Raw genomic sequence first — 21146 nt, forward strand, 5'->3', positions numbered from 1 at the left:
ATGAACCGACACGCCCAGGAAAGCAAAAAAGCTGCCCGGGAGAAAGCCAAAGCCGTGGTAGAGCAAACCACATTCTATGAAGCTAAAAGAGACCGCCAAGAAGGTGGAGGATGGCATTGATGAAACGCTGACTTATTGCGAGTTTCCCAGTGAACATTGGACCCACATCCGTACCAACAATTGTCTCGAGAGACTCAACCGGGAGATCCACCGCCGTACCCGTGTGGTGGGCAGCTTATCGGACGGTAACTCTGTTCTTGGAATTCCGACATATCCATATCTTCCAAAGAGAACTCCACCCGTACTTTCTTCGAGTCGATTTCTCCCTTGGAAAGCAACACCACCGTCTCCACATGGTGCGTCCGCGGAAACATATCTACAGGCTGTACTTTTACGGCTTTATACCCTTTAGTATCCAAATAGGCCAAATCGCGGGCCAACGTGGCCGGATTGCACGATACGTAGACGACGCGCTTCGGCTGGCTTTGGGCGATGGCTGCGAGGACGGGTTCGCCGCAGCCGGCTCTGGGCGGGTCGAGGACGATGACGTCGGGGCGGACGCCGCTTTTGATGAGCTCCGGCAGTTTTTCTACGGCGTCGCCGAGGATGAATTCCGCGTTTGTCACGCCGTTATCGGCCGCGTTTTTCACGGCGTCGTGAATGGCTGGCGCGACGATTTCAATGCCATAGACATTCTTGGCTTTCTGGGCTAAAAACAGGGTAATCGTGCCGGTGCCGCAGTACACGTCGGCTACGGTTTCATCGCCCTGCAAGTCGGCAAATTCCAAGGCCTTTTCGTACAGGCGCTGGGCCTGCTCGCTGTTGACCTGAAAGAAGGACTGGGCGGAAATGTTGAAGGTCAGGGGACCGATGGAGTCGTGAATTGTCGGCGTGCCGTACAGGACCTTCGTTTCCGGGCCTAAGATGACGTTGGTGCGGCGCGTATTGATGTTCTGTACGACGCTGGTAAGTTTGGGCAGTTCTTCGCGGAGCATGCCGATTAATTCTGCTGTATGAGGCACATCGACCTGGGCTGTGACGAGGCAAACCATGAGCTCTCCTGTCCAGACGCCGACGCGGCCCATGACGTGGCGGACGACGCCCGTATGGGTCTGCTCATTATAAGCCGGTACGTGATAGTCGTTCATCCATTGGCGAACGATGCGCAGGATATCGTTGTTGCCAGCCTTTTGAATGGCGCACGACGCGACGTCGATGACCCGGTGGCTGCCGGCGGCGTAGCAGCCGACGACGGCTTTCCCTTTTGCAGCCGCTGCGGGAAACTGCATCTTGTTGCGGTATTCCCACGGCGTCGCTGCGCCCAAGGTCGGAAGGACGTCTATTCCCGTCAGATGGCCGATGCGTTCCAGGGCATCCCGTACTTGGCCCTGTTTTTCCTGCAGCTCGCCGTCGTAGCTCACGTGCTGGAGCTGGCAGCCGCCGCACTGGGCGTATACGGGACACAAGGGCGCCACGCGCTGCGGCGACGGCGTGATGATGTCCTGCAGGATAGCCGTGGCGTACTGCTTTTTGACGACGTCGACCTTGGCCTGCACCGTTTCACCGGGCAGCGCCCCTCTGACAAAGACCGTAAAGTTTTCATACCGCCCTACGCCTTCGCCGCTGGAGCCGAGGCGGAGTATATCAATCGTATATGTATTTCCTTTTGCAACAGGAACAGACCGGTGCTGTTTCATGAATTCCTTCCTTTCGCGCTGCGCCGGGCAGCGTTGGTATTACGTAATGATTTCGCTGATAACGGGTTCTATATGGTCCGGCCGCTGGGACTGCACGATGATGTGAGACGCAATCTCCTGGGCGATGCAGGCCATGTCAGCGCCGGCCTTGCCGTATAAGGTAAACAAGGGCTCGCCGGCCTTAATAGAATCTCCCAGCTCCTTGAACAGGCGGATGCCTACCATAGGATCAATGGGATCTTCCTTGCGGGCTCGGCCAGCGCCCATAGCCATGGCGATTTCACCCAAGGCCCGGCCGTGGATTTCCGTAATATAGCCTTCGTCGGTGCAGACGGCCGTAAACATCTGGGGCGCTTTCGTAAGAGGCCGTTTTCCGATCCACGACGCGCTGCCGCCCTGGGCTTTGACGAATTCTTTGAATTTCGCCAATCCCTTGCCGCTGGCAACGAGGTCGTCAATGATCTGTTCGCCTTCGGCTTCACTGCCGGCCTTGCCGCCGACGAGGAGCATCTGCGCGCCAATCGCCCGCACGACTTCCATGAGCCGCCGCCCTCCCCGTCCGGACAAGGCGTCGACGGCTTCATCTACTTCGAGGCTGTTGCCGATTGCCGTACCGAGGGGCGCTTCCATAGACGTAATGACAGCTCGCGTCGGCTTATGGGCTAGGCGGCCGATGTCCACCATCATGCGGGCCAGCTTGCGAGCGTCTTCCTTCGTTTTCATGAACGCGCCGTCGCCGTATTTTACGTCCAGCACGATGGCGTCGGCGCCGGAGGCGATTTTCTTGCTCATAATGGAGCTGGCAATGAGAGGGATGCTTTCGACGGTCCCCGTCGCATCGCGCAGAGCGTAGAGCAGCTTATCTGCCGGGGCGATGTCGCCGGACTGGGTAATGAGGGCGAGGCCCATGCGGCGGACCTGCTGCAGAAACTGGTCTTCCGGCAGCTCAATGCGAAATCCCGGAATGGCTTCCAGCTTATCTGCCGTTCCGCCTGTAAATCCCAGGCCTCGGCCGCTCATTTTCGCCACGGGCACGCCGGCTGCAGCGACGAGCGGCGCGACGATGAGCGTCGTCGTATCGGCGATGCCGCCGGTGCTGTGCTTGTCCACCTTGACGCCGGGAATAGACGACAAATCGACGATGTCGCCGGAACGGGCCATGGCCATTGTCAGCTCCGTCGTCTCTTCTGCCGTCATGCCGCGCAGGTATACGGCCATAAGCCAGGCCGCCGCCTGATAGTCGGCGATCCTTCCGGCCGTGTAGTCGTCAATGAAGCGATGGATTTCCTCCTTCGTCAGAACCTTTCCGTCCCTTTTATGTTCAATGCAGTCTATGGGCCACATATGCCTCACCTCAATTCGTTCAGGAAGCTCGTCCCGAATTCCAGCCCTGTCAGTCCAAAGTTATCCATAATCGTCATGCCCAAATCGGCGTAGGTCTGACGAATGCCCACATCTGCAGCCGCCGTAAAGGCCGGGCTGTACAGGAGCAGAGGCACCCGTTCGCGCGTATGATCCGTGCCGCGCCACGTCGGGTCGTTGCCGTGGTCGGCCGTAATGACCAGCAGCTCGTCGTCCTGCAGCTGCGGCAGGAACTCGCCTAAGGCAGCGTCGAAGTCTTCAATGCATTTGGCATAGCCGGCGACGTCGCGGCGATGGCCGTACTGGCTGTCGAAATCGACGAAGTTCGCCATGAGCAGCCCCTTGTCCCGGCGATGGGCCAGAAGCTGTTTCGTCAGCTCAGCCATGTCTTCGCCGTTATTGGACGTATGGTACGATTCGGTCAGGCCGATATGGGCGTAAATATCGCCGATTTTCCCGACGCCGACGACGCAGAAGCCCGCTTCCTTCAAATATTCAAAAACCATTTTCCGCTTTGGCAGGCGGCTGTAGTCGCGGCGGTCGCCGGTGCGGACGAAATGGCCCTGCTCGCCAATGAAGGGCCGGGCAATGATGCGCCCCACTTCGTAGGGACCGACGCAGACTTCGCGGCGTGTAATATCGCAGATGCGGTACAGCTCTTCCAGCGGAATGACGTCGTTGTGGGCGGCAATCTGGAATACGCTGTCTGCCGACGTATAGACGATAGGCTGCTTCGTGCGGAAATGGTCCGGCCCGAGGCGTTCGATGATTTCCGTGCCCGACGCGACTTCGTTGCCGATATAGCCGTACCCTGTCTTTGCCGTGAACAAGTCCATCAGCTCTTTGGGAAACGCGTCGGGAAAGGTCGGGAACGGGTTGTCTACGGGATTTCCCATGAATTCCCAATGGCCGCTCGTCGTGTCCTTTCCTGCGGAAATTTCCTGCATGAGGCCGTATGCGCCGACGACATCTGTCGGTACGCTGTGGATATGAGCGACCTTTCCCAAGCCGAGGCGGCGCAGGTTCGGCACGGCCAGCGGTACGGCGGCGTCAATATGGCCGTACGTATCGGCCCCGGCGTCGCCGAATTTGGCCGCATCCGGCGCATCGCCAGCTCCTACGCTGTCCATTACGATGACGATAATCCGATTGAATTTCATGGTTCATCCCTCCTTGCGGCATATGCCTGTGGTTATATCCCTAAATATTTGCGCGATTTTTCAAAAGCGGCAATCGTCTTGGCGTCGACGATTTTATTGTCCGCAATCAGTTCTTCTACTTCCTGCGGCGTGTAGCGCTCGATATTCATAAATTCGTCGTCGTCCAGATGCTGGGCCCCCTTGTGGAGCTTGCGGGCCAGATACAAATAAATGCGTTCGTCGCAGAAGCCCGGCGACGTGTAGACGTAGCCCAAGGGAATCAATTCTCCTGCCGTAACGGCCGCTTCCTCTTCCAGCTCCCGGGCTGCGCAGATGTCCGGCGACTCGCCGTTGTGCTCGATTTTCCCTGCCGGGACTTCCAGCATCGGTTCGCCCGCTGCATAGCGGTACTGGCGGACGAGGATGATCTTGCCGTCGTCCGTTACCGGCAGGATAGCGCAGGCGCCGAAGTGCCATACGGCTTCGCGGACGGCCGTCTTCTTTTCGCCGCCCTGGCCGTCGTCGATTTCAACCGTATCTACCGTGACGTGGAGAACCTTCCCCTTCATGATTTCCTGACGAGATACTAATGTTTCCGTGCTGATGCTCATAACGCGTTCCTCCTCAACGCAAAAAGGACGCCAGGGCAGGATATCCCTGCCTGCAAGCGCCCTTCTGCATACCTTATTTATTTCCCGTGCTGCCGATGCCGCCGGTGCGGACAGCTTCCGCAGCGTCGTCATGGACAGTCAAATATTTCATAAAGATGCCCTGACCGATACGTTCGCCTTTTTCAATTGTATAGGGCGCATCATTTGTATTATAGTAAGCTATCATGATATGGCCTTCGTTGTCCTGGTTATTGTAGTAATCGCTGTCTACAATGCCCGTGCTGTTGGCCAGCATCAGGCCCTTTTTGAAGGCCAGGCTGGAGCGGATGAAAATGGACAGGTATTCGTCCTTTTCCATGTACGCCTTCAGCCCCGTCGGCACGACAGTCACGGCGTGAGGCTGCAGTACGACAGTCTCTGCCGCCGCCAGGTCGTAGCCGGCGCTTCCGGCCGTCTTGCGGACCGGGAGCGTCAGGCCTTTATCACAATAAGCCGTTACGATTTCAAATCCTCTGCCAGTCATATACGCACCTTATTTCTTGTCGCGGGGGCCACGACGGCCGCCGCCGCGATGGGACGGAGCCGGGCTGCCGCCGCCGAGCAATGCCTTGCGGGACAGGTTGACGCGACCCTGGCTATCGATTTCCACGCATTTGACCATGATTTCATCGCCGATGTGGACGACGTCTTCGACCTTTTCTACCCGTTCCTTTGCCAGCTGGGAAATGTGGACCAAGCCTTCCTTGCCGGGCAGCACTTCTACGAAGGCGCCGAAGTTCATGATGCGCGTAACCTTGCCGACGTACGTTTCGCCTACTTCGACGTCCTTCGTCAGCGTTTCAATCCATTCCTTCGCCTTTTCGCCGCCGGCAGCGTCGACGGAGGCGATGTATACGAGGCCCGAATCTTCGATGTCGATTTTGGCGCCCGTTTCTTCCGTAATCTGCTTGATTATTTTGCCGCCCGGCCCGATGACGTCGCGAATCTTATCGGGGTCGATCTGCATGGTAATGATGCGCGGCGCATAGGGAGACAGCTCCTTCCGCGGTTCGCTGATGACCTGGAGCATCTTGCCCATGATGTGGATGCGGCCTTCGTGAGCCTGCTTCAAAGCCTGGGCCAGGATTTCGCGGCTGAGGCCTTTAATCTTAATATCCATCTGGATGGCCGTAACGCCCTTCATCGTGCCGGCGACCTTGAAGTCCATATCACCGAGAGCGTCTTCCATGCCCTGAATATCCGTCAGAATCGTAAAGTCGTCGCCCTTCGTAACCAAGCCCATAGCCACGCCGGCTACGGGAGCTTCGATGGGAACGCCGGCGTCCATGAGCGCCAAGGTGCTGCCGCATACGCTGCCCATGGAGCTGGAACCGTTCGATTCGAGGACTTCCGACACGACGCGGATGGCGTAGGGGAAATCTTCTTCCTTCGGCAATACCTGTACCAGCGCCCGTTCAGCCAGTTTGCCGTGGCCGATTTCGCGGCGACCCGGTCCGCGGGACGATTTCGTTTCGCCGACGCTGAAGGACGGGAAATTATAGTGATGCATGTAGCGGCGATCTGTTTCAAGGCCTACGCCGTCGATATGCTGGGATTCGGAGAGCGGAGCCAAAGTGGCAAAGCTCATGATCTGCGTCTGACCTCGGGTAAAGAGGCCCGTGCCGTGGGTGCGCTTGAACAATCCGACTTCGCAGCTGACGGGGCGCACTTCGTCGACGCGGCGGCCGTCGGGACGAATCTTGTCGACGGCGATCATATGACGGACGATTTCCTTAATCATCTTCTGAGTGATTTCCGCGACGATGTCGCCGTCTTCCGGATAGATGTCCGCGAAATGCTCATAAATATCGCTTTCGACGGCGTTCATCTTTTCTTCCCGTTCCATCTTGTCGGCCGTGAAAATAGCAGCTTTCATGGCTTCTTCGCCATAGGCATGGACGGCTTCGACGATGTCGGCCGGCGGTTCTTTTTCTACGAATTCCTGCTTGGGAACGCTGATTTCGTCGAGGAAGCTGAGCTGGAATTCGACGACTTTCTTGATTTCTTCATGGGCGAACATGATGGCGTCGAGGATATTTTCTTCCGGAACCTGCTTGGCGCCGCCTTCAACCATGAGGATGGCGTCCTTCGTACCGGCGACGACGATGTCCATATCGCTCTGTTCGCTCTGGGCTACGGTCGGGTTGATGATATACTGCCCGTCTACGCGGCCTACGCGGACGCCGGCAATCGGGCCGGCAAAGGGAATATGGGACATGCACAGCGATACGGATGCGCCGATCATGGCGGCGATTTCCGGGGCATTGTCGTGATCTACGCAGAAATCATAGGCGACGACGTGTACGTCGTGACGATACGTCTTCGGGAACAACGGCCGAATGGGACGGTCGATAAGGCGGGCAAAGAGCGTCGCCGATTCAGGCGGCTTGCCTTCCCGTTTAATAAAGCCGCCGGGAATCTTCCCGACAGAATACATTTTTTCTTCATAATCGACAGTGAGCGGGAAAAAGTCTGCGTCTTCGCGAGCTTCCTTCGAACCCGTTGCCGTAACGAATACAGCCGTGTCGCCGTAGCGTACCAATGCGGCACCGCTGGCCTGCTTCGCCAATTTGCCGACTTCGATAATCAGCGGGCGGCCGGCAAAATCCATTTGGAATTTCTTTTCTTCCATTCGTGTACCTCCTTCATCATACCCGCAGGTGATAGGCACTAGCGTACGGACAGCCCCTGTCCGCGCGCTACAACCTACCACCCTGCGCTTCCTTAAAAAAGAGGCTGATGCATGTACATCAGCCTCAACTATGCAATTATTTACGCAAACCTAATTTTTCGAGAATCGCACGATACCGTTCGAGGTCGTGTTTCTGCAAGTATGCCAGCAAGTTGCGGCGCTGGCCGACCAATTTCAGCAAGCCGCGGCGGGACGCATGGTCCTTTTTGTGGCTGCGGAGATGTTCCGTCAAATACACGATGCGGCTCGTGAGCAGCGCGATCTGTACTTCCGGCGAACCCGTATCGTTTTCGTTAGCGCCAAATTTAGCAATGATTTCTTTTTTCTGATCAACTGTTAACATCTGTCTTCCTCCATTTGTGACTATAATCTATTCGCAAACCGCTAAGTGAACGTCGGAGTCTTCGATTCACTGAGCGCCCGTACGACAATGACTATTATACTATATGGCAGAAGAAGTGTAAAGATTTTTGGCGGAAAATTATGAGCCGGACCTGCAATTGCGGCAAGATTAAAAAGTATATAGGAGCACACAAAAGCAAAACAACCCAATTCGCCAGTGCCATAGATAACAACTTTACATCAGCATTTCTTTGACGTAATATTCCTAAGCTGCCTATTCGGCAGATAACCGGGCTGCCGGGATGAGTTACGGCAAGTATATTTTCTAAACTGCATACTCGGCAGATAACTTTGATAGCCCGCAGGAAGAAGCTGCGTTTTGTTTCTAAACTGCCTATTCGGCAGATAACGATTCCCTATAACAGTATAACCACCGCTTCTTTTTCTAAACTGCCTATTCGGCAGATAACTAGGATTACTAGCAAACTCTAAAAATGCACCATTTCTAAACTGCCTATTCGGCAGATAACGAAAAGAGTATGCCGTGCATGTCCCTTTTATCTTTCTAAACTGCCTATTCGGCAGATAACAACTACTATAAGCCGGATTTGTGGATTGTGCATTTCTAAACTGCCTATTCGGCAGATAACAGCATCATTGCGATAATCCGCTGTTGCTCAAGTTTCTAAACTGCCTATTCGGCAGATAACATGCTGGAATTTTTGATATGGCGGTACGATGTTTTCTAAACTGCCTATTCGGCAGATAACCAACGTGATTTGTTGGCCACGCTGCTGTACAATTTCTAAACTGCCTATTCGGCAGATAACATGCCTTAACACAGGTATTAGGTGGTGTTGCATTTCTAAACTGCCTATTCGGCAGATAACTGGCGATGGCTTTCATCTTGGTCGCTGAACTGTTTCTAAACTGCCTATTCGGCAGATAACAACTCAATAAGACATATTACCTATTTTTAATTTTTCTAAACTGCCTATTCGGCAGATAACTACCTAAGCGACATCGACGCTATGCCTGATAATTTCTAAACTGCCTATTCGGCAGATAACGTCTGGACGTCAAGTGCCCGGTACTCCCGTTTTTTCTAAACTGCCTATTCGGCAGATAACACTACGACAAATCGCCGCAACTGGCGTACTATTTTTCTAAACTGCCTATTCGGCAGATAACGATTTTACGAATATTCCGGAGTCTCCGCAGGATTTCTAAACTGCCTATTCGGCAGATAACAACTTATATTGCATATCACCAACGGACCGAAATTTCTAAACTGCCTATTCGGCAGATAACTTGCACGGTTGCTTTTAATTCTTGTACAAGGTTTTCTAAACTGCCTATTCGGCAGATAACTGTAAGAAAGCATACTGCCATACAGCATACTTACTAGCGTATCAGTGGTTTTACCCTATTTTACCCCAAATTTTTCCGGTTGGCAAAAACCGCATATTTCCAATGTTTTTTCTCTGCCCATTTTATTTGGGTTAAAATTCTGGTACTACGGAATTAGGACTTAATTAATCTATAACTTTTAACACTACGTTTTTCTCCTAATTCAATTTTCGTGCTGAACAATCTAAATGGGGTTCGGCTCGTAATACTGTGCATCTGAATATACAGTAATCGCGCTGCACAATCCTTTGATTTCATAAACTGCAACGCCTGCTTTGTGAAATATCTGGATAATACTGGCTATACAGTCTTGCTTTTTTGATGTCCAGAAAACTCTAACTAATACCTGCTGTATATAACATAATTATTGAATATACTCAAACGGATGTCTTTTCGTATGCTTTTGATGCGAAAATAATCAGCAAAGCGCCCTCACCCTCACACGGAAGATGACGGGTCGCCAGTGTCTTGGTCAATCCACCACGAAATATTTCAATCCACACCCTCGCATAGAGGATGACGTCAAACAGCGCCGACGATATTACGCTGACGCTGATTTCAATCCACATCCTCACACAGAGGCTGACTTGATGATAGATGACCGGGACATGTACGAGCACCAATTTCAATCCACATCCTCGCACAGAGGATGACTGATAAAAACGACAGGCTTCACGGCATACAGCTGATTTCAATCCACATCCTCGCACAGAGGATGACCTAAGTCAGGCAAGCGTTTTGCGAGATCGTCTGATATTTCAATCCACATCCTCGCATAGAGGATGACTTGTATAGTATGCCTTTTGGTAATGCGTTGCCTTTATTTCAATCCACATCCTCGCATAGAGGATGACGGTACGCCGAGTATTACAGCGCCGAGCTGTCCCAATTTCAATCCACATCCTCGCATAGAGGATGACTCCAGCGGGGTAGCCAATCCGGTATGACGGAAACAATTTCAATCCACATCCTCGCATAGAGGATGACGCGCAGGCACAGGCCCAGACGACAGCTCGTCTACGATTTCAATCCACATCCTCGCATAGAGGATGACATATACGTACATACTGGTGGCCAAACTCTAGCATATTTCAATCCACATCCTCGCATAGAGGATGACATAGGGGCGCAATCGCTGAAATAGATTCACTGCCATTTCAATCCACATCCTCGCATAGAGGATGACGCAAATCGGCAACGCAACAGTAACAACTATTTGAATTTCAATCCACATCCTCGCATAGAGGATGACGAGACAGCGAAAGATAAGCAACTTAGGCATGTGCATTTCAATCCACATCCTCGCATAGAGGATGACCGCTACATTTAGTATACCACAGTTTTCCATACAGCAAATATAGATATCTTTATGCAGCATGCTTGCTTCTGACCATAACAAATAGCCGCAAAGTTTAATACCATTAAAGGCTTTGAGTGCGAATGCATTGGCGAAACAGCCTATGCTTTGCATTCGCACTTTTACCTGCTGCAGTCTTACTCTCTAGGGCGTATTCCTTTGCCACTGCAAGATTGCGCTTTTTACTATCAGTGAATCTGCTGGCTCCTTATATCATTCGCATACAGGTTACGCCTGCCGGCACTTTATCTGCATGTACGCGCACTTCATAGTCATCATATGAGCGCGGAACGGCTTCGTCAGATTTTTTTTGAACCGAAACGGCTTCAAACAGCTTATGGGCCGGCGCATTTCCCAATTCGCTGTCGTGTTTAAATACGATGAGCTCCCGTACAGTCATCTTACCGCGAGCTGCCGAATGATCGTGTTCAAACATATTGATAATACTCGTCCACAGAAGCTTCAGGTCTTCTTCTGTAAATCCCGTGACCCTGCGGGCCAAGTTAGCCGACACGTAGCCCTCGGCCTTATACAATCCATAGGGCACAACATACTTTCGGCCCATCGTTCCCGGCGCATCTTTGGCCTCTGCGTCAGCTTCCGTCGTATGCGTGACGCGGGTAATTCCTATTTCCTGCGGAATGATGGGGTCTATGCTTCGGGCAAAGCCAATCTGCACTGGTCCGCGAACCTGTCCGCAATTCAGCGAATTTTTTACAAAGGTCGTCATGACGGCGCCAAAGGTACGGATGTCATAAAAATTCCGGCACATGAAATCCCGGATTTGCATATCCAGTTCCGGATTGCCTTTTTTCAATTTTTTTAATTGATCTTTATTCTTTTGTACCCCAAAAAAATTAAATGCTTCCGTGTCATTGCGCTCTAAGGGAACTCTTTCTTTTACGTAAATCCGGTACCCTTCCTGGTCTTCGCAGGCGATTTCTACGTAATTGCGAATTTTTCGCTTAAGGCAGACATCTGTTACGATGCCGTGTCCCGTTTCCTGATCCATGCGGGGCATATTGCCTGCGTCGGGGTCGCCGTTAGGATTTCCGTTTTCCACGTCAAAAAGTATGACGAACTCATATCTGTTTTTAATTACGTCAGCCATTTACGCTTCCTCCTTATTATGTCTTGCCAAAAGTACTTCTCGCTGGTGATAATACCCTAAAATGAATTCTCCCTGCTTACTCAGCGATACATGCATCGGTATGACCTGTTCCCCGCCTGGTAATGTTTTCAACAAACTGCAAATCAGGCGGTCCATATCCCTCGCTATTCCGGCTTTTTCTTTTCTTAGTTTTGCCAGGTGATGATTGGCCAGCTTCAGCAGTACAGGGAATACAACGGCCGGCCGGGTACAGGCCGAATCGAAGTAGCTGTCTCTAATCGTCGTATTGATCTTGGAATCATACTGGTATTGCACATATTCCAGTGCGGCGAACAATCTCCCCAAAACGTATGCCCTGTCTGTCGATGCTTCATTCAGTCCCACAGTCATATTCCTCCCTTTATTTTTTATGAGATAGGCCTTGATAAAGGCCGCGCGGCGATAATTCACTTTCCCTGAACCCTGGTCGGCATGAATCCGCAGGATAATCGCTTGATACAAAGCTTCCGGATAGGCCTGATCCGTTAAGATGGCTTGTAAAACGGCTCCTGCCAATGCCGGCGAAACAGCCTTATGCTGTGATTTCGGAGATACCGTTTCCTGCAGCAAGACCCAAAGGGGCACGCATTCACCAGTTTCAAAAAAAGGCTTGACGATCGCCATTCGTTCCATGTGATTGGCAATATGGATCATAAAATCTCCAAATGTCCCGGCTAGGAAGCACCGTACGGAAAGGCGGGCTGCATTAGGAGACAATCCCAGGATATAAAAAGGGTTGCTGTATTCCATTCGCAATCCTTTATAATCAAACCAGCCCTGCCGTTTTATATCGTCGAAAACACTTCGCAGCACCTCGTCGCTCATCCCTTCTTCATCGGGCCTTTGGGCACATAGAAATTCGCTGAATGCATTTTGATACGCCTCGCACTGCCTTTCAGCCCAATATACGATCGTCATGTCGCCAATACACTGGGCATTTCGATTCAGTTCTCCAGACAACAGATAGTTCAGGGCTGTCGAATAGGCAAAGGCAGCATATTCTGATACGGGAGCGTTTACGCCCTGCTCGTCGTCATGACCATAGGACTCATAGGCCGGCGCATTAAAGGAAACCAAGGAAGCGCCGCTGGATTGGGCTCCCCTCACACCTTTGATGCTTGGATGCAGTCTGGCAATGGGGGCCTGCTCACCAGTCACCAGACACTGCATGACGACGGCCTCATTCTGACGCTTCCGCTCATTCCAAGCCGCCGTTAATTCTGAGTCCTGCATCACATTGCGGCCATTGACGAAGAATACGATACCGCCGCCTTTGACCAAGCCCTCCCAATGAGCAGCCACAGCTTGATGCTCTCTCGCCCTCTCAGGATTCCATAAAGCAAAAAAATGCTTGATAGCCTCTGCAGCCGTTCCTGAATATGGTCTCAGCAGGTCTTCATGCAGGCGTTTTGCCTGAGCAAAGCACTGCCTCGCCCGTTCCGGCTTAGCCCCATCGATTCCTAAAAGATAGGCCGCGTTATCATATAGAAATTGCGGCGCAATGCCGGAAGACCGTTTCAGCGGCTGCGGCACCGTCATCAGTCGAGGCACATCGATTACCTTTTTTCCTCTGGCCCGGGACTCCATCAGCGTGTAAATTTGCAGCAGCTGCCCGTCAGTCCCTATATCCAAGGCATAGGAAACGTTTGCCTTGGCCCAGCCCATGGGAGGCACTTTATTTTCTTTTATTAATTGTTCATAATATTGAACCAACACTTGCAATATCATCGCTGCACCTCGCAGTCCCGAAGGTCCAAGACGCCGTTCTTCAATACGGCGTGAAAAAAGATAGGCTTAATATGCATCGGGTCCGAATAGTCCATGTCATACAGCATATATCCCAAATCCCTTGTCTCATTAGGATAGGCCGTTTGAATTTCCGTACTACCCCATTCCCGAAAATGGGCTGGAAACTCTCTGAGCCCAAAGTAGGGTTGATGAAAGCACTGCCCGCGCCGCAGTCTCCGCTTGATGATATCGGAAAATTTCCCGTGGTTGTCGGAAGGATTTGCCTTGTCCGTCAGTTCGAAATGGGCCTTAATGACGTAATGCACGTCTTTCAGCATGACAGCAGCCCGCTGCTGTCGATCCTCTGAAGCCGCTAAATACAGCGAACCCTGTTCCCTTTTTATCGCTGCCGAAACCGTCCGAGCATTAATCTTTGACCGCACTTCGTTTTTCTTGACAGCAGCAAATTGGATGGGCTTTAACACATAGATACAGTCTATGATCCATGTCATCCCAGGATGCCAGAAAATGGCCTCTAATATGCCTCGCGCAGCAGACGGCGTGAGTACCTCGTAGGAGACCCTTTCCGCCTTGTGCTCAGGGCGAGTAAACAAGGCGTATTCCCCCCAAACCTCTACGCATACTCCATAACTCATTTTTTCACCTTCTTTTTTTCAGTGTTTTATTGTATAAATTTTAACATCAAATTTACATACAAGTCAATTAATTTGTAATGAATAATGTCCATAGTCCGACACTCTGTAAATAGAAACTAATTTTTGTTATAATAATAACAGTCATTGCATTTTTCAGAATGCAATATGGATTGAAATAGTGTCTTATTAGGACACAAAAATAGGGCAGCTCCGGCTGCCCATTTTTGCTGCATAAAACTAATATTACTGGCATATATCCTCTGCAAGTAAGCCCATCTGTTCATCGTAAGCTTCTGCATCTGTCAATATGCTGATACCTTCATCTAAGATTTCTATTTGCGACCGAGCGCACAGCAGTTCATACGCTGCATCAGGAGAACCGCACGCTGTACGTACCGAATACCGGCCCGCTTCACGCAGCAGTTCTTTACTCCGTTCGCCGTTCCGCAATCGCTCGGCAATATGCCTAGCCGTTTCATCACGATGAGCAATCAGCACTGCCATATCTGCAGATTCAATGATCTTGAACGCATCAGCGACTTGCGCAAAGGGAAAAATTCTCTCCTGGATCAGGTTCATAATCCGATTTTTATCTAATCCATCGCCTTTTATAGTATACAACAGCTCAAAATACGCCCGAACGGCTTCTGGCGAACGGATATCGCCGGCAAAGGCAGAACAAATTCGTTCCGCCGCTTCCCGTTCCTGCCGCATATAGGAAGCTGGCCTGACTTCCTCCGCCTTAAAAGAAAAAACAAAAACGCCCCTTTCTTCAGCCGTCCACTCTCCTTCACGGCTGCACCGCCCCGCCGCCTGAATGATACTGTCCAAGCCAGCCATTTCCCGATACACATAAGGAAAGCTGATGTCAACGCCTGACTCGAGTAATGAAGTGCTAATGACAATGCATCGTTCCCTGCGCCGCAGCCGCTCGCGGATTTCCTTCAGCACGGCCATCCTGTGCGCCGGATACATATTTGTCGACAAATGATATATACCTTCCCCCTGCATCTTCCGAAACACCCTGCGGGCCGTCTTTTTAAGATTTACAATACACAGAGCCTGATGATGTGTCTCTAATGCCGCGGCCAATTCCTTGACCGACATAGCTTTGGGCATAACTCGTATCGCCACTCGCTGCCCCAAAGGATTCATTTCCCTGCTTTGACCATAAATTTCCTGAATATGCCTGCCGCCAAAAAATTGCTGCCACGGCGGCTGCGTAGCCGTACACAATACGGCAGCGCATGTATATCTTGTCGTCAGCTCGTCGATGCACTGCATGCACGGTTTCAGAAATCCGACAGGTATCATCTGCGCTTCATCAAACACGATTACGCTGTCCGCTATATTGTGAAGCTTCCGGCATTTAGACGGCTTGTTATGAAACAGGGATTCAAAAAACTGCACGTTAGTCGTCACGATAACAGGCCCATCCCAATTTTCTGCTGCCAGCCGCTTCATCGTACTGCTTTCGTCTGCATCATCATACATGACGTTCATATGATGTTCTATGACGTTCTTCTCTCCCAATATGTCTTTAAACACGGCGGCATTTTGCTCGATGATGCTCGTATAAGGAATCACATAAATGATGCGCCGCTTTTTCATCCGGCAAGCGTAGTGCAACGCAAAGGCCATAGAGGAAATCGTCTTGCCTCCGCCCGTCGGGACCGTCAACGTATACAACGTATCGGCAGCCGCTTCGCCCATAGCGATACATTGACGCAGCGCGTCTGTACGCTTGCGCTGAATTTCTGTATGCTGCGATTTCAGAAACTTCTGTATATAAGCATCCAATCGCTCCTTCAGCGTATCTAATCGGTCAAACGTCTCCGTTTCAGCAGCTCGGCGTCTCTGCATAAAGGCGGCCGTATCTAAAAAGTCCGCATCGACCAGACAGGAAAACAGCATGCGTATGTAAAACATGGCGTTAAATGCCGACCTTTGTATTTCTTCGCATACGTCCATCGATGCTGCGGCCTGAGGCTTGGGAAAATCCTGCCGATAGGCCTGGTAATCGGGAATATCGTCGGGAACTTCTTTTTTTATTCTTCCTAAAAAGGTCCCGTCATATTTGCTGCTGACGCGGCTGCCTCCGTCGAGCAGGCCGCTGTGATGTCCCGCTGAGCAAACAGCCTCCGGAAACAAGCTGGCTTGATATAATTCTTTCGCACCGGCCGTCGAGTGATCATACGGACGCCCCTGGCCTGTCTCCATACGCCGCCGCACCGGCTCTGCGTATTTTCCGATATCATGATAGGTACCTATTATCCGTCCCGCTTTCCCTGCACCAAACACCGCGGCGAAGGCTTCGGCAATTTTTCCGACGTTCTCTAAATGAACGGGCAACGGCTGTACTTCTCCCGTCTCTTGATTTTTATGCCCAATGAATTTCTTTATATCGTTCATACAAAGTCTCCCATTGATAGTAAATTCTAGTATGCTAATACGGTGATAACTGAAGAAATACTCCACAAAGGAATGCGGCGTCCTTATCTGACAAATCAAGCAGTTCAAACCATAGTTTCGTACGAAAAATGACGAGGCTTCGCCCAGCACCATTTATGGTCTACGAGATTTTAATTTACATCCTTGTATGAGAAGTGACAAGCGTTAAAACAGCCCTAATACACAGACATAAATATTTCAATCCGCACTTTCGTGCGAAAAGTGACGCGCAAAAACAACGCTGGCGGGCCAGCCGCAACTTATTTCAATCCACACCTTCGTACGAGAAGGGACGGAATGTGCCCTGTCCGGTTTGACGGGTATCGAGATTTCAATCCACACCTTCGTACGAGAAGGGACTTGCCGGAATCCATTCGTTGAGCTGTCACAAACGATTTCAATCCACACCTTCGTACGAGAAGGGACTGCTCTTTTTCATAGTTGCTGTTGACCCATGCCGATTTCAATCCACACCTTCGTACGAGAAGGGACAGGAGGACACCATGAATACTATTGCTGAAAAAATATTTCAATCCACACCTTCGTACGAGAAGGGACTGCTGCATTTAGTATATCATGAAAGATACTTTAGCAAATGTAGGTATTGGTAGCTATATACGGCACTGCATACCGTTTTTCCGCATCAACAAACAACAATATTCCCATACATTTTAGTGCGAAACCAAGGGAAAACTGCCACATGCTTTCGATTCGCACAGGCTGACTTTGTTATCTCACTATTCGCATTCTTATCTTTATTATACCAGATGAAGCCTGCCTATCGTTTATTTTTATCACTGCATATATCATTTCCTGTCTTACCTAATTTGCCAACAGGGCATGCTTTCCAAAGTTCCTTACGTTTCAGGCAATCTATTATAGGAAAACTACTGTACGAAACGACACGACGCATGCGATACACGGCAAATAGACGGATGAAGCATATCGAAAACAACGAGTATCGCCGCTTCCTCCATTAGACAGCAACAAGCTGCTTGAAATCGTATCACCCAAAGAAATACACGGCTGCCAAGGCAGCGATGATAAAGCGGTAGACGGCGAAGGTGGTTAGCGTCGAGCGGTTCAAGAAGTTCAGGAACCAATAGACCGACGCGTAGGACACGGCGAAGGCGACGAAGAAGCCGATGGTAATCATGTCGAAGTCGTTGTCCGTCAGGACGTACATGTTGTTCAGCAAGTCGTAAAAGCAGGCGGCCAGCATGACCGGCACGGCCATGATAAAGGAAAAGTCTGCCGCCGCCTTGCGGCCGACGCCGAGGAAGAGGCCGCCGGCGATGGTCGAGCCGGAGCGGGAAAAGCCCGGCCACAGGGCAAGGATCTGAAACAGGCCGATACCGAAGGACTGGGCGACGGTGAGCTTGTCCACATTGTCGCACAGCGTTTTGCCATGGGCTTTTTCAGCTGCCATCATGAATACGCCGCCGGCGACGAGTCCGACGAGGACCGTTTCTACGGAAAACAAATAGGTCTTAATGAAGTGATGAAGCAAATACCCGACGGGCAGGACGGGGACTGCACCGGCGGCGATGTGAACCAGCGTCAGGCCCGTATCGGAGCGCCGCCAGTTTTCCCGCCGCAGCAAGGGCCGCCAGCCATTAAAATGCAGCATGGTCAGGATTTTTTCCTTATATATGACCGTCACGGCCATGATAGCCCCCAGCTGGATAAAGACTTCGAATACGCCGGCCTGCTGGCCGTCATAGCCCAGCAGATGCCCGACGAGAATCATATGCCCCGTCGACGATACGGGCAGGAATTCCGTTGCCCCTTCGACGATGCCCAGGACGACGGCGATAATATAATCATACACGATGAGTCCCCTCTTTTCTGTCCGATATTATTGGTTTTCATAGATGAGCCAGCGGCCGGCCTTTTTCACGCCGACCCAGTCGCCGGGAATGCCGGCCTTGTGGAAGTTGGCGTCTTCGTTTTCATGGACCAGAAGCACTACGTGGTCGTGCTGCGCCAAGTCTTCGATCGCCATGAAGGGCATGATGTTCTTGGCGTTCCAGTTGATGCCGCCGGGCAGGGAGTCTTCTATTTCATCGGCCCATTTCAGCCGCTTGGCGTCATAGCCGGAATAATAGGCCAGCGATACGGGATAGCGCCCGCCGTAGACGGCGACGCAGGTACGGCCGTCGGCCATGCGCTGTACGGCCTGGGCGGCATCATAAGCCGACGCCTCCCGGCACAAGGGTACGGCGACGAAGAGGGTCACGATCAGATAGAAAGTAACGCCAACCGTCGTCAGAACAGCGACGAGGCGCTTATGATGGCGCAGGTACGCAGCAAAGGCGATGGCAACAGGAATCATGTACGGGAACGTATAGGTCATGTATTTCGTAGCCATGCACTGGTAAAACACGAAGACGACGACGGCCCAGGTCACGAGGAATTGTTCCTTCATGGACAGGGAATCTGCCATGCGGCGCAGGCCGGCAAAGCCTCCCGTTCTCAAACAAGCTCTCAGCTTGTGAACCGGTTTATATTTCTTTGCGGCCAGAGGCAGCGTGAATACCCAGGGAAAGAAGCCTAACAGAAACACGGCCGTATAGTAATACCACACGTTATCCCTGGGATGCTCCGACACGGTAGCCCGCAGGACGTTGTGGACGCCGATGAACTGGCTGATGAAATCGCCGCCGTGCATCACGTACATGGGCACGTACCACAGGCCGGCGATGACGAAGAACAGCAGCAGCCCCGACCCCAGCTTGATATGCAGGAATATGGATTTGAAATCTCTCCGCCACAGCAAAAACAGGACGATAATCAGCCCCGGCAGAACGAGGCCTACAGGCCCTTTCGTCAGGACGGCCAGGGCGGCGCAGGCATAAGCTCCATAATACAGGCGCGGCCGCCCTTCACTGTAGGCGAGATAAAACAGCATGAGCGTCGCTGAAAAGAAGACGAACAAGGTCATATCCGTAATGACGGCGTGAGAAAGGTAAAAGTATTCCAGCGATGTCACGAGGACCAAGGCCGCGACGAAGCCCGTCTTTTTGTCGTACAGGCGCGACGCGAAACCATAGGCCATGACGACGCCGATGAGGCCGAAGACAGACGGGAAAAAGCGGGCGGCAAATTCCGTCGTGCCGAACAGGGAAAAAGCGGCCATGATCTCCCAGTAAAACAAGACGGGCTTGTCGTACCAGTAATTGCCGAAAATGCGCGGCGAAACGTAATCGCCTGACTGCAGCATTTCCATCGCCGTCAGGGCATAGTTCGATTCGACAGGGTCGGTAATTTTGATCAGGGCGTTGCCTGTAAAGCAGACGAGGACGGCCGCAGCCAGCAGGATTGGAACATATCCTATGTCGTCCAGCAGCCGCTGCAGCAGGTTCGGCGCAACAGCCGGCGCAGCGTTCAGCAAGCGTTCTTCACTGCGATGTAAGCATTCCATCTCATCGTCCCCCTTGTCCCGCAGCATACTGATATGTCAGGATAATGCCGTCTTTCAGTTTCATGTACGGCTCCCAGCCCAGAAGGCGGCGGGCTTTTTCATTCGATAATACGGAGCGGTATATATCGCCGCTCCGCGTCCTGGCAAAATTCGGCGTCAGCTCTTTACCCGAAGCGCGGCGCAGCTCGGCCAGTACGTCCAGGAGCGACGATTCCCGGCCCGTGCTCAAGTGGTATACTTCGTCAGCCTGCTCCGTCGTCAAGGCGCAGACGATGCCGTTGGCAATATCGCCGACGTAGATGTAATCCCGCGACTGGCTGCCGTCGCCGTAGACCGTAATGTCCATGTCACGGGCAGCCCGTTTGGCAAATACGTTGATAACGCCCCCTTCGCCGCCGACTTCGGCCCGTTCGCCGTAGACGTTGGCAAAGCGCAGGATGACGTAATCCAGTCCATACCACTTGTGATACAAGCGCAGGTACGATTCGATCGTCGCCTTGCTCAGGCCGTAAAAGGACAAGGGCGACAGCCGATAGTCTTCCGCCAAGGGCAGGTCTGTTTCCGGCGGGTCGCCGTATACGGCTGCCGACGAAGCGAAGACGACGCGCTGCACGCCGGTCTTGCGGGCGCATTCCAATACGTTGACCGTGCCCATGATATTGTCCCTCGTGTCGCCGTAGGGGTCCTTGATGGACACGTCGACGCGGGTCTGGGCCGCCAAGTGGACGACAGCTTGAAACCGCCCTCTGTCCATGATATCCAGCAGCGACGGGCTGTTGATATCCAGACAGACGAAGCGGGCTCCTTCGGGCACGTTTGTCCGCAGGCCGCCGCGCAGATCGTCGACGACGAGGACATCGTGTCCCATGGACAGCAGTTTGCGTACGAGATGCGAACCAATAAAACCGGCGCCGCCGGTAACGAGTATGTTCATGATGCTCCCTCTTTCTCCTAATGTTTAAGTCTTTATCATTTGACCCAAGTATAGGGAGAAAAATTAAACAAAGTTTGAACGAATAACTACGAAAGCATAAACAGAGGGTAAAGAAATTTCCCGGAACATAAACGCAAAAAACTGCCGCGCCGAA

The 21146-nt window shown here is 52.0% G+C and carries 15 protein-coding genes, 1 pseudogene and 2 CRISPR repeat arrays; of the genes and pseudogenes, 1 reads left to right on the plus strand and 15 read right to left on the minus strand.

The genetic code is table 11. From position 1 onward, the window contains the following. Window positions 1–9: 9 nt before the first annotated feature. Window positions 10–259 (plus strand): annotated as a pseudogene (locus OCV58_RS07310) (transposase); the annotation flags it as partial. Here the strand turns inward: OCV58_RS07310 and rlmD are convergent. The 15 genes from rlmD to OCV58_RS07380 all read right to left on the minus strand — a co-directional run bounded on the left by rlmD (window position 195) and on the right by OCV58_RS07380 (window position 20992). Next, window positions 195–1697 carry a 23S rRNA (uracil(1939)-C(5))-methyltransferase RlmD gene (gene rlmD / locus OCV58_RS07315; RefSeq protein WP_154877425.1) on the minus strand — a complete coding sequence of 501 codons (1503 nt, stop codon included), beginning with the start codon at window positions 1695–1697 and terminating at the stop codon, window positions 195–197. The pseudogene OCV58_RS07310 and the gene rlmD overlap by 65 nt on opposite strands. Window positions 1698–1736: 39 nt before the next feature. Next, window positions 1737–3041, minus strand: coding sequence for a thymidine phosphorylase (locus OCV58_RS07320; RefSeq protein WP_154877426.1), 1305 nt, complete (start codon window positions 3039–3041; stop codon window positions 1737–1739). A 5-nt stretch (window positions 3042–3046) separates the two neighbouring features. Further along, a complete protein-coding gene (locus OCV58_RS07325; RefSeq protein WP_154877427.1) occupies window positions 3047–4219 on the minus strand; it encodes a phosphopentomutase in 1173 nt (390 codons plus the stop codon). Window positions 4220–4251: 32 nt separating this feature from the next. Next, on the minus strand, window positions 4252–4809 hold the full coding sequence (locus OCV58_RS07330; RefSeq protein WP_087478625.1) for an NUDIX hydrolase: 558 nt from the start codon (window positions 4807–4809) through the stop codon (window positions 4252–4254). Between the two features lie 73 nt (window positions 4810–4882). Next, window positions 4883–5332 (minus strand): dUTP diphosphatase, encoded by a 450-nt coding sequence (gene dut, locus OCV58_RS07335; RefSeq protein ID WP_095630175.1) that lies wholly within the window; start codon window positions 5330–5332, stop codon window positions 4883–4885. A gap of 9 nt (window positions 5333–5341) precedes the next feature. Next, window positions 5342–7480, minus strand: coding sequence for a polyribonucleotide nucleotidyltransferase (locus tag OCV58_RS07340; RefSeq protein WP_154877428.1), 2139 nt, complete (start codon window positions 7478–7480; stop codon window positions 5342–5344). A 136-nt stretch (window positions 7481–7616) separates the two neighbouring features. Then, complete coding sequence (gene rpsO, locus OCV58_RS07345; RefSeq protein ID WP_087478628.1) at window positions 7617–7883, minus strand: 30S ribosomal protein S15; 267 nt, start codon at window positions 7881–7883, stop codon at window positions 7617–7619. 261 nt (window positions 7884–8144) lie between these two features. Next, window positions 8145–9253: direct repeats of the CRISPR family, unit length 28 nt; unit sequence TTTCTAAACTGCCTATTCGGCAGATAAC. Window positions 9254–10373: 1120 nt separating this feature from the next. Further along, window positions 10374–10763, minus strand: a complete 390-nt coding sequence (locus OCV58_RS12265) for a hypothetical protein (RefSeq protein ID WP_449566820.1) — start codon at window positions 10761–10763, stop codon at window positions 10374–10376. Window positions 10764–10857: 94 nt separating this feature from the next. Further along, on the minus strand, window positions 10858–11760 hold the full coding sequence (cas7c, locus tag OCV58_RS07350) for a type I-C CRISPR-associated protein Cas7/Csd2 (protein WP_154877429.1): 903 nt from the start codon (window positions 11758–11760) through the stop codon (window positions 10858–10860). After that, window positions 11761–13527: a type I-C CRISPR-associated protein Cas8c/Csd1 gene (cas8c, locus tag OCV58_RS07355; RefSeq protein WP_267312835.1), complete on the minus strand. Its 1767-nt coding sequence runs from the start codon at window positions 13525–13527 to the stop codon at window positions 11761–11763. Then, on the minus strand, window positions 13524–14183 hold the full coding sequence (gene cas5c, locus OCV58_RS07360) for a type I-C CRISPR-associated protein Cas5c (protein ID WP_154877430.1): 660 nt from the start codon (window positions 14181–14183) through the stop codon (window positions 13524–13526). Before cas5c ends, cas8c begins: the two co-directional genes overlap by 4 nt. A 243-nt stretch (window positions 14184–14426) precedes the next feature. Next, the gene (gene cas3 / locus OCV58_RS07365; protein ID WP_154877431.1) at window positions 14427–16595 is read right to left on the minus strand and encodes a CRISPR-associated helicase Cas3'; all 2169 of its coding nucleotides are present in this window, start codon (window positions 16593–16595) and stop codon (window positions 14427–14429) included. A 234-nt stretch (window positions 16596–16829) separates the two neighbouring features. Beyond that, window positions 16830–17192: a CRISPR direct-repeat array (repeat unit 32 nt; unit sequence ATTTCAATCCACACCTTCGTACGAGAAGGGAC). Window positions 17193–17640: 448 nt separating this feature from the next. Then, complete coding sequence (locus OCV58_RS07370; protein WP_154877432.1) at window positions 17641–18465, minus strand: undecaprenyl-diphosphate phosphatase; 825 nt, start codon at window positions 18463–18465, stop codon at window positions 17641–17643. Window positions 18466–18492: 27 nt separating this feature from the next. Next, window positions 18493–20058 (minus strand): ArnT family glycosyltransferase, encoded by a 1566-nt coding sequence (locus OCV58_RS07375; protein ID WP_154877433.1) that lies wholly within the window; start codon window positions 20056–20058, stop codon window positions 18493–18495. Window position 20059: 1 nt separating this feature from the next. Next, window positions 20060–20992: an NAD-dependent epimerase/dehydratase family protein gene (locus OCV58_RS07380; protein ID WP_154877434.1), complete on the minus strand. Its 933-nt coding sequence runs from the start codon at window positions 20990–20992 to the stop codon at window positions 20060–20062. Window positions 20993–21146 lie beyond the last annotated feature (154 nt).

This window comes from Megasphaera stantonii (assembly GCF_025567065.1).
In the GTDB taxonomy this organism is placed as follows: domain Bacteria; phylum Bacillota; class Negativicutes; order Veillonellales; family Megasphaeraceae; genus Megasphaera; species Megasphaera stantonii.